Below are 9,439 nucleotides of genomic sequence, written 5' to 3' on the forward strand. Positions count from 1 at the left end.
TAATAAAAAAGTGTAGAAAGATTTTATTGTAAAAAGACAATCAAGTTATTTAATTTTAAAACCTAAAACAAGCATAACCCCGTTCTAAATTTAGAACGGGGTTAAAATATAGTTATTTAATTTTCGATATAAGATACTTCACTGTACTTAAAGATATAACAATAGAGTCGTTTAAAAATCAAGTTGTTTCATATTTTGAGCGAATCCGTATCCTAGATGCCACCGTATTTCAAGTGCCAAATGCTTTAGAGAATATATATCCAGGCTCTGGAAGATGGGCTTAAACAGCGGGTATCAATATGATTTACATAGTGGAAAATTTCTTGATTTTCAAGTGGGACCTGGCAAAAATAATGACAAAACATTTGGTACGGAGTGCTTAGATACCTTACGACCAGGAGAGTTATGTATTCGCGATTTGGGTTGCTTTTTATTGGAGAACTTAGATCAAATGGATCAACGAGGTACATACTATATTTCTCGCTTGAAATTAAACACGAATGTATATGTGAAAAATCCAAACCCAGAATACTTTAAAAACGGTACAATTAAGAAACAATCGGAACATATACAAATTGATGTGAAACAGATTTTGAAGCAACTACAGCCTGGAGAAACATTTGAATTTATTCAACATCGTTTTACAAAATCAGCTAAGAGAGTGATAAAAAAAACTATCCGATGACAAAATTTGAATTAGATTAAGAGAAAAGAAGATATAAATGGGGGGGAATTGGAAAATACATTTATCAAAAGGAAGAAGAGGATATAAAAAAATATCTGTATTCATATATGAAACAGTTCTTTCCTAATGCAAAGCTAGAGTATTTTACATAAAAAGAAAAGAACAAAGTTTATTTCTTTTTCAATCTAAAAAATTACTCATTCAAAAAGTGAAATAATATGTTTAAATTGTTATGGTGTTTTCAATATAGTATCTTGATGGGCATATACAGGCGCTAGAAAAAATGAAAATTGATATTCATTGAAAGCAATAAATGATATTGGTTAACAATTCGCTACTAACTCATTTCAGAAACTTATACATGAAAGTTTTTTATGCTACTTAATTCCTGACATTTTTTATTAAATAAGGCTTAAAGCAATTTTTTATCAATTTTTAATTCAAAGCTAAACGGACCTCTATGTTTATAATTCAAAGGAGTGAACAACCAATTCACTCCTTACTCTTTTTTTCTTTAATCCACGTTTACTTGTTTATGTAATTTTGAAATAAGGTTTGATTAAAACTCATTTAGAAGTCTTGAATTGCAAATGACAGAGTATCGCACCTTTTATATAAATTTTGAAACCTTTATAGATTCAATAGGATATAGTACAATCTATTTTTTTTTGCATGAATAAATTATATAGAATTATATATTCTAATTTAGAAAGGGTGATTACAATAGGAAGCTATTATGATAGAAAATACAAATATTATAAAAGTTCATCTTGTGGTGAAGGCGATTACAAGTACTATAAAGGTTCATCTTGTCATAGCCATAATAAAGAATCTATTGAATTTGAATATGACGAAAGATTAATTACCACTCCTATACTTGTTCCTCCTGCTCCAGCGGCACCACTTACAATATTAACAGTAAATTTTGATAAAATAAATACAGGGGACCGTGTATGGCTGAGTGGTATCGTCAGTCTAAATAACAATAACAATGTATTTTCAACAGTTACATTAACTATTACAAAAACATCTCCATTATCAGGAACACCTCAGGTCATTTATACACAAGTATTTGAAATTGATAATGAGGGTGATGATGATCAAATCCAAACTCCTTTTTCACATGTAGATGTTCCAACAACTCAACTTTTTGATGTTAGATACCAAGTTCGAGTAACTGTAGGAAATCCTAATTTATTTGTACAAGGAGTAAATACTCTAACAGCTCTTAGATTTAGTCGATAATAATGAAATGTAGAGAAGCTATGTTGAAGAATCTTCAACATAGCTTCTTTTTTATAATCAATCATTGTGTTATATGGACGGTGGGTGCACTGATCCTAGTTGTGGCGAAACCTTCCGTTTTTATCGTTCCTATTGCATCATTAGCATTTGTAGAGATGGCGATAAAATGCTTATGTATTTCATATTTTATTTTTGGACTAGAATATAAGAAGTTAATAAGATGTAGCAAGCAAACTTATTAGAAACGGAAAAGAAACTAGGCGTATTGAATTTTCCTTATAGGAGGTGGGGTAGTGCTATGGCAGGAATGGAGATAGTGTACACCGCAAATGAGATAGATGGTTGGTTAGGACGTTAAGTGGCGGGTAGTTCACAGTCAGTGATTAGTATGAGGGAAGAGGAAAAGAAGATAGTAAAGAAGAGGAAGAGGTCTAAATTTGTAGTTGTAAATAAAGAGGTTGGATAAAAAAATCCTGTTTTTTGTGATGCTTTTAATAGTCGTAATAGGCGGATCTATATTAACTAAATCCTAACTTCTATGATTGATTTCCTTATTCTGTTACATGTTTAAAGGGTGAAGTGACTCAAGTTCAACCTAAATGTATGATTATGTAAAATTTTCACAAAGGATATTATAAAGAGCTGTTTGTGAACTACCCGCCACTTAACGTCCTAACGGACTGTTTGAAGTGGGGGCTTCTCGGTTAGTCGTTACTTTTGGTAGCTAACGAATTCGTCCTAAGACAGCCGAGCTAACTCCCTTGTTCCAAGGGTTATTTTATTGCTATCTATGCTAACGCCAATAGGCGTATTGCTTCATTTTTGATATTGATAGCTGCGTTATAATCTCTATCGAGATTTACACCGCATATACAAGAATAGACTCGCTCAGACAATGACATATTTTTCACATTTCCACAACTGCTACATGTTTTTGTGGAAGGAAACCATTTGTCTATTTTCACAAGCTGTTTGCCTTGTTCATGTAGTTTATAAGCTAAGAAAGACGTGAACATACCCCAAGCATTATCAGCGACGCTTTTTCCAAAATGAAGTGCTTGCGATATTCCCTTCATATTTAGATCTTCAATAGCTACAACATCAAAATGAGTAGCTAACTCTTTAGACTTATGATGAAGGAAGTTCTTACGTTGGTTTGCTACTTTTTCATGCAGTTTAGCTACACAGATACGTTGTTTATTCCAACGCCCTGAACCTTTTGTACGTCTTGATAATACTCGTTGCGCCTTTGCTAATCGGTCTAACATTTCACGATAGAACTTAGGATAATTGGCTCTCTCATCCTCAGAACTGACGTATAATTGATCCATCGCAAAGTCTAATCCAACAACTGTTTCTACTTCTTTTTGTACGATCTCTTTTTCGTATTCAGTCAAAATGGACACATAGTATTTACCAGTAGGTGTCATAGAAATCGTACATGACTTGATTATATGGTCTTGTGGTATTTCTCTATGCTGTTTGATACGTACCATTTTCAGTTTTGGCAATTTGATATGACCGTTAAGCAACATAATATTTCCGTTCACTACATTCGTTGTATAAGACTTTCTGTCTTTTTTGCTTTTGAATGTTGGGAAGTCATTTTGACCACGAAAGAAATTTTTATAGGCAGTTTGCAAGTTTAGTTGAGCATTTGCCAAAGCTAATGAATCAACTTCTTTTAACCACTCAAATTCTGCTTTGTATTTTGCAGGAGTGGGAAGCTTTTGTTTCTTGAGTTGATCCTTATCATCTTTATGTTTTTCATACGCTTCTTTCCGTTCAGCTAACATTTTGTTATACACGAAACGTACACAACCGAAGGTTTTACGCATAAGATGTGCTTGGTCTTCTGTTGGATACAAACGGAATTTATATGCTTTATTCAGCTTTGTCATATCATTTCACCTCACTTTTCACTTTGATTTTCAATATATGTTTTTACTATGTCTATTGGTGAACCACCAGTAGTTAGCAAGCAAAAACTTCTTGCCCAAAACATCTCTTTCCAAAGTTTCTTTTTCACTTGTGGAAAGTCTCTTTTAATAAGTCGAGAACTTGCACTTTTATAAGCATTGATGAATTTTGTCATTTCTGTATTAGGGTGTGCCTTGAACAAAATATGAACATGGTCTACATCGTGATTCCATTCAACTAATGTGATGTTATAGTTTTCAGATAGTCGAACAAACATATCTTTTGCATAGTCTGACATATCATCATCAAACACATTTCTTCTGTATTTCACGACCAACACAAGGTGATAATACAACAAGAATACTGAATGGTTATTACTATCTAATTTCATTTATATACCAGCCTTTATAATTTATAAGACTGATTATATCAGAGGCGAAATAAAAAGGAAAACCTTTTGGCTACGTCAAACCGAAATTCATCTCCCACCTATCGTTGGGCTACGCCCTTCACACGCTTGAGGAAGAAGAATTCTTTCGGGAAATTCGTTAAATTAACGCACATCTTAACATCCATGCTGTTAAGATCGTAGTTTAAATTAACTTACTCATTTTTTTAACCTAAAACCTGCAACTTTTAAAATTTTAATGAGAAAGCTAATAAAATATCTACAAAACATAAAAAAAATTGAAAACCTATTATACAAGCTTATACATCAATAAAAAAAACGAATATATTGTCATTGAAAAGTTTTAAAAAATTTAAAGTGATTTTAAAAGGAGATTAGATAATATGAGCGAACAATGTCCAATCAATGTACCTTGTCAGGCAGTAGGACAAACTCAAACACCATTAAGTGATGCAGCTGCAGCACCAATTACTACGCCAGGAACACCGATTGTAAAAATCCCAGTTGTATTAGCAGAAAGAACAATTCAAATTGTTGTAGAATCGGATGTTCCATTAGATCCTCCAGCAGTTGAAATTAAACGTGTGTTAAAAAACGTATTTTTAACACAATGTAAGTTAGTTCCTGTTGCATTCACTCCAGTAGATGGTACACCTTATCGCCGAGTTACAAGAGCAAAATTATTTGTACAAGGATATATTCGTAAAAACATTGAGTATGCATCTAGCGAGTGTAACGCACCTTTATTTGATCGTATCGCTAATATTAATTTTAGTGGGTTTGCAGATCTGACGGAAGATGATTTTCTATCATTAGCTTTAGTAGCTTCTTCTTCAGACACAACATCGCACTTTATTAATCCTAAAAATGGTGATTTACCACGTCTAGACAAATACTTTTTCGAAAATGCAGTTTTTTATAACGAACAACCATATTGTGAATTAGTCAGTGCTCAATTTTTTGAATTAGACTTTTCCCCTTGTCCAACAGAATTAAACGAATCATTTGATACTCTTCGTGAAAAAATTGTACTAGACCTTACTTTAAAAGTTTTACAAGTACAACAAGTACAAGTACTAGGATAAAACAAAGAAGCACTCATTTTGAGTGCTTCTTTGTTTTATAAATTTTTAACTCAGAAAACTTCTTATTTTACAAGGTCAACCCACTTAAAAAGAACACCAATGTCCGTTGATGTTCTTAAAAGGAAGCTATAAAATTGAAATAAGTGAGTGAAACCAATTCCAATACTATAATATATGCTCGACTAACATTTATAGTGTTAAAAATTAAATATTATCATTAATAATAGACGGAAAACTCACTTCTTATTTTTTAAAAAATAAAAAGTGAATTTCTCTTTACCATTAGATTTTAATTTATCATTTTAGCGAAGAAGAATCCTTCGGGTGAAGGGTCATAAACTAGTGAGTAGGTGGGAGATGAATTGGCTTCGAACAAGGGATGGAAGGAAGCCATCTTAATTGTTCGACATACAGAAAGTGTTACTTCACTACGAATGGAATGTATGTTTGGTTCGGTTCGGGATAGTCATATACCGAAATGAAGGTGAATGAAATGATGATTGATAAAGTCTAAAAGTTTCGTATCTATCCAAATCAAGCACAAGCAATTCTAATCAACAAAACGATTGGTTGTTCTCGCTTTGTATTCAATCATTTCCTATCTTTATGGGATCACGCATATAAAGAGACAGGAAAAGGATTGACCTATAGTACATGCTCTGCCAAACTACCTGTCATGAAGAGAGAGTTTGTTTGGCTAAAAGAAGTGGATAGTATTGCGATTCAGTGGTCTGTTCGCAACCTTGCGGATGCTTATACACGTTTTTTCAGTAGATAACAAGTTATGTTAGAAAGAACAGTAATTACTAAGTACTCATTTTTATATAAATTTTTACAGCATCTTTCTCTATAAAATCGAAAGCAAAGGGTGATTGGTATGCTTGAAATTTCTTTGGATTTTCAAAGTTAGCTTCACTTGTAAAAACATTGCCAAGTATTTTTTCTTCGACGATGCTAAATTGATGTTCCTCTTTAATATCTTTTGATTCTATAAGACCTTTAAAGGGCACGTTACTATGAATTCTATAGTTTGGAATTACCTTGTTATAAGCTAAAGCTGTATAAGTAATAGTCTTACGAATAAATCCCGAAATAATGACTACTTCTGAACACACCTTTTCAATCGTAGTAAATATTTGTCTATTTACTTTGATGGTTCCTTTTTGGGCAGGAGGAACTAACTGGATTTTATGCTCTATAAATTGTTTAAAGCACAATATTTTCGATTTAGGTAATGTTGGATTTTTTTTCGTTTTTTTCGTTTTTGGAGTTTTAGAAAAGCATGGAGATATTCTTGTTACTTTGGGAATTCCTGATAAATTAATATGTGGGAAATAAGGCGTACTTGTTATAATAAAATTTTTCTTGGAATGTAAATTCATATACGTTTCCGCACCTTTCCAATGGAATATAGTTTAAAATATGTCCTCCTCATCATATATGCTTCTTTTTGATAAGGAATTTTCTAAAATGAGCTTATGTCATATATCGATAGGATTTTTGAGTAATAGGAGTTGCATCACATCGCTATCAAGCTAAGGAATTGATTGGTCTCAAAAATGAAAAAAGAAAGCCAATCGGATCTCTTTTTTTATGTTAGCGAACTTTTTCAATAAGAAATGATGCCTCACCAATAAAAATAAGTCCAGCAGAAAGTCTAATAAATGCTCGAAGAACATACCTTTGGTTTAATGAAAGTAAAACTGTTTTTGATGCTATATTTCTATTGCCCTAATCCAGATTGATTCGTATTTGAGAAAGAAAATTAACAGTATTGTTTATCGTAAAATTTATAATAAGAATTCTTGAATTTTCTCCAGATACACTAACTCCTGTCGTAAACGTTACAGCATATACACCAGCATTACCAACCGTTATTGAATTATCAGCAGTAATTAATATAACTCCAATAAAAGGTCCTGTGGGTAAAGAGAATGGAGGGCTAGGTGGCAATGTAGGATACAGTAAATTCGGATCAAATGCTGCTCCAATCAAAAGAACATGTTTTTCATTTATGTATATACCTCTTTACAATGCTTGTACTTATCATAATTCTAGATCAATGACCTTCCTATAAGCGGAATCTCTCTTTTTTTATTTTCTTTCGACAAAATATGGGACTATATTTTCAATAACAAAGAGTTAAAAATCCAAGTCAATCGTCAGGATTTATGCTTATTAGGGTTACTATAGGGCGACGCGAGATAATTCATCCATAATATTTTTATATCTATATAACTAAAAAAATAATATCTATATCTGATGAAATACAACTATACATTTAAGAAGTTCAAAGTTTCTTCTCTCTAAATATCTTACGAGATTCTGCTAGTGATGTTAGTTTCGTGCAGAAAACAAGTAAATTGTTAAAAAGAATTGTGGTGATACCCTAGGTGAAGTTGCAGAACCCTAGCTTTCATACTGTAAAAGTTCTTTGAGGATGTGAGGAACTGTCATGGTAAAGGAAATGCTAAATAAAGGGCATAGAATCGATTATATGGAAAGGAATTAAAAATTTATAATTAATATAAAAGGATATATAACGATAAAAAAGAACCTAAATTCTTGACAGATAGAAAATAAGTTCTTTCTTTGTTAGTGGAGTTTTATTTAGTAGTGTGTTGGAGCACTATATAATATATGTATTTATAAGTAAGGGGTTTTTAATTTGCAAAATATATATCTTTAAAAAATAGAAAAAAGGTCAGTTTTTAACTGACCTTTTTTCTATTTTTTAAAGATAGCTAACGAACAGGTAATTTGGGATTTGGAGTATAGTAAGATGTTAATCATCTCATTGTTAATGTATGCAGGTAATACAAAATGGCTTGTACAATTGTTAAAATTAGTGAACTTTTTTTATGAATTAGTGAATTGGATGTTTGATAGAGGAAGTAAGTCTAATCAATTAATTTATTTCTTTCATAATATATAATGCAAATAAATTTTTTAGGGAAAAGGGGGTATGTTAAATGTCTTTTCAACGTAGATGTGAATGTGATGTATGTAATAGAAATCGAAGAAGACGTGGTGAGGAAGTAAGAGAACTGAGAAATCTCGAAGGTCGAAGAAGATTAAATGGTTTACGAGAAGGTGACAGAATTACAGTTTTTTCAGGCGGAACTGCGATAGATGGAACAGGTGTCTTTATTCGTGTAGAGGATGGATTTCTTGTTTGGGTAGATGCTGCTGGGACACTTAATGTGACAAGCCTAGATGTTATTAGTGTTCGACGCGTAGGTTAATAGCACTTGAAATAATGTAAATGTGTTGAATGCAATAGAACTTGAAGAAATAGGACCATGAGGAGGTGAGCGAAGTGGGGAATAGAAGATTAGATGGTTTACGAGAAGGCGACAGAATTACAGTTTTTTCAGGTGGAGGTCCGATAGATGGAACAGGCGTCTTTATTCGTGTAGAGGATGGATTTCTTGTTTGGGTAGATGCTGCTGCGACACTTAATGTGACAAGCCTAGACGTTATTAGTGTACGGCGTGTAGTTTAATAGCACTTGAAAATAATGTAAATGTATTAAATGTAATAGAGATTGAAGAAATAGGGACCATGAGGAGGTGAGCGAGATGGGAAATAGAAGATTAAATGGTTTACGAGAAGGTGACAGAATTACAGTTTTTTCAGGCGGAACTGCGATAGATGGAACAGGCGTCTTTATTCGTGTAGAGGATGGATTTCTTGTTTGGGTAGATGCTGCTGGGACACTTAATGTGACAAGCCTAGATGTTATTAGTGTTCGACGCGTGGGTTAATAATACTTGAAATAAATATAAGTAAAAGATAAGAGGGGAGGGCTCTTATCTTATTTTGTTTTTAGGAATTATTATGTTATGTAGATTATATTAGGTATTTAAATACTTAAAAAGGGATTTATATAAAATAAATCCCTTTTTAAATTGATAAGAGAGGTAGGATACATTATATGTGTAAATTTTTAATTGGGTTTGTACTTTTTTAATAATTTATTTGTTTTATGTAAAAGGTGCCAAGAAATACTTTGTAGTTTTATTTCTTGGCGTGGGTATTTATTTGGGTCATTTGGATGCCGACCTTACAATAGTATATGTCCGATATATGGAA

10 protein-coding genes and 2 pseudogenes are annotated in these 9,439 nt (G+C 32.4%); 8 read left to right on the forward strand and 4 right to left on the reverse strand.

All coding sequences use genetic code 11. From position 1 onward, the window contains the following. Positions 1 to 176: 176 nt before the first annotated feature. Positions 177 to 837: pseudogene (locus ACTFN4_RS28470) on the forward strand (spore photoproduct lyase family protein); the annotation flags it as partial. Positions 838 to 1,399: 562 nt separating this feature from the next. After that, the gene (locus ACTFN4_RS28475) at positions 1,400 to 1,930 is read left to right on the forward strand and encodes a hypothetical protein (RefSeq protein WP_439963180.1); all 531 of its coding nucleotides are present in this window, start codon (positions 1,400 to 1,402) and stop codon (positions 1,928 to 1,930) included. 788 nt (positions 1,931 to 2,718) lie between these two features. On the opposite strand, the gene ACTFN4_RS28480 is transcribed toward ACTFN4_RS28475, so the two are convergent. Next, positions 2,719 to 3,831 (reverse strand): RNA-guided endonuclease TnpB family protein, encoded by a 1,113-nt coding sequence (locus tag ACTFN4_RS28480; protein ID WP_439963181.1) that lies wholly within the window; start codon positions 3,829 to 3,831, stop codon positions 2,719 to 2,721. 11 nt (positions 3,832 to 3,842) lie between these two features. Then, positions 3,843 to 4,241: an IS200/IS605 family transposase gene (gene tnpA, locus ACTFN4_RS28485; RefSeq protein WP_439963182.1), complete on the reverse strand. Its 399-nt coding sequence runs from the start codon at positions 4,239 to 4,241 to the stop codon at positions 3,843 to 3,845. Between the two features lie 401 nt (positions 4,242 to 4,642). Here tnpA and ACTFN4_RS28490 point away from each other — a divergent pair, with 401 nt between their 5' ends. Continuing rightward, on the forward strand, positions 4,643 to 5,344 hold the full coding sequence (locus ACTFN4_RS28490) for a CsxC family protein (RefSeq protein ID WP_439963183.1): 702 nt from the start codon (positions 4,643 to 4,645) through the stop codon (positions 5,342 to 5,344). A 523-nt stretch (positions 5,345 to 5,867) separates the two neighbouring features. Next, a pseudogene (locus tag ACTFN4_RS28495) lies at positions 5,868 to 6,119 on the forward strand (helix-turn-helix domain-containing protein); the annotation flags it as partial. A 31-nt stretch (positions 6,120 to 6,150) separates the two neighbouring features. On the opposite strand, the gene ACTFN4_RS28500 reads toward ACTFN4_RS28495, so the two are convergent. After that, entirely contained in the window at positions 6,151 to 6,726 is a 576-nt protein-coding gene (locus ACTFN4_RS28500; RefSeq protein WP_439963184.1) for a hypothetical protein, read from the reverse strand. A gap of 349 nt (positions 6,727 to 7,075) precedes the next feature. Further along, a complete protein-coding gene (locus ACTFN4_RS28505) occupies positions 7,076 to 7,339 on the reverse strand; it encodes an exosporium leader peptide-containing protein (RefSeq protein ID WP_439963185.1) in 264 nt (87 codons plus the stop codon). Positions 7,340 to 8,126: 787 nt separating this feature from the next. Here ACTFN4_RS28505 and ACTFN4_RS28510 point away from each other — a divergent pair. The 4 genes from ACTFN4_RS28510 to ACTFN4_RS28525 all read left to right on the forward strand — a co-directional run bounded on the left by ACTFN4_RS28510 (position 8,127) and on the right by ACTFN4_RS28525 (position 9,111). Beyond that, on the forward strand, positions 8,127 to 8,279 hold the full coding sequence (locus ACTFN4_RS28510; protein ID WP_409532422.1) for a hypothetical protein: 153 nt from the start codon (positions 8,127 to 8,129) through the stop codon (positions 8,277 to 8,279). A gap of 37 nt (positions 8,280 to 8,316) precedes the next feature. Then, entirely contained in the window at positions 8,317 to 8,589 is a 273-nt protein-coding gene (locus ACTFN4_RS28515; RefSeq protein ID WP_439963187.1) for a hypothetical protein, read from the forward strand. Between the two features lie 74 nt (positions 8,590 to 8,663). After that, a complete protein-coding gene (locus ACTFN4_RS28520) occupies positions 8,664 to 8,849 on the forward strand; it encodes a hypothetical protein (RefSeq protein WP_016119599.1) in 186 nt (61 codons plus the stop codon). 76 nt (positions 8,850 to 8,925) lie between these two features. Further along, positions 8,926 to 9,111, forward strand: a complete 186-nt coding sequence (locus ACTFN4_RS28525) for a hypothetical protein (RefSeq protein ID WP_098853192.1) — start codon at positions 8,926 to 8,928, stop codon at positions 9,109 to 9,111. Positions 9,112 to 9,439 lie beyond the last annotated feature (328 nt).

The sequence above is a fragment of the Bacillus cereus group sp. MYBK95-2 genome, from assembly GCF_051915225.1.
Classification (GTDB): domain Bacteria; phylum Bacillota; class Bacilli; order Bacillales; family Bacillaceae_G; genus Bacillus_A; species Bacillus_A cereus.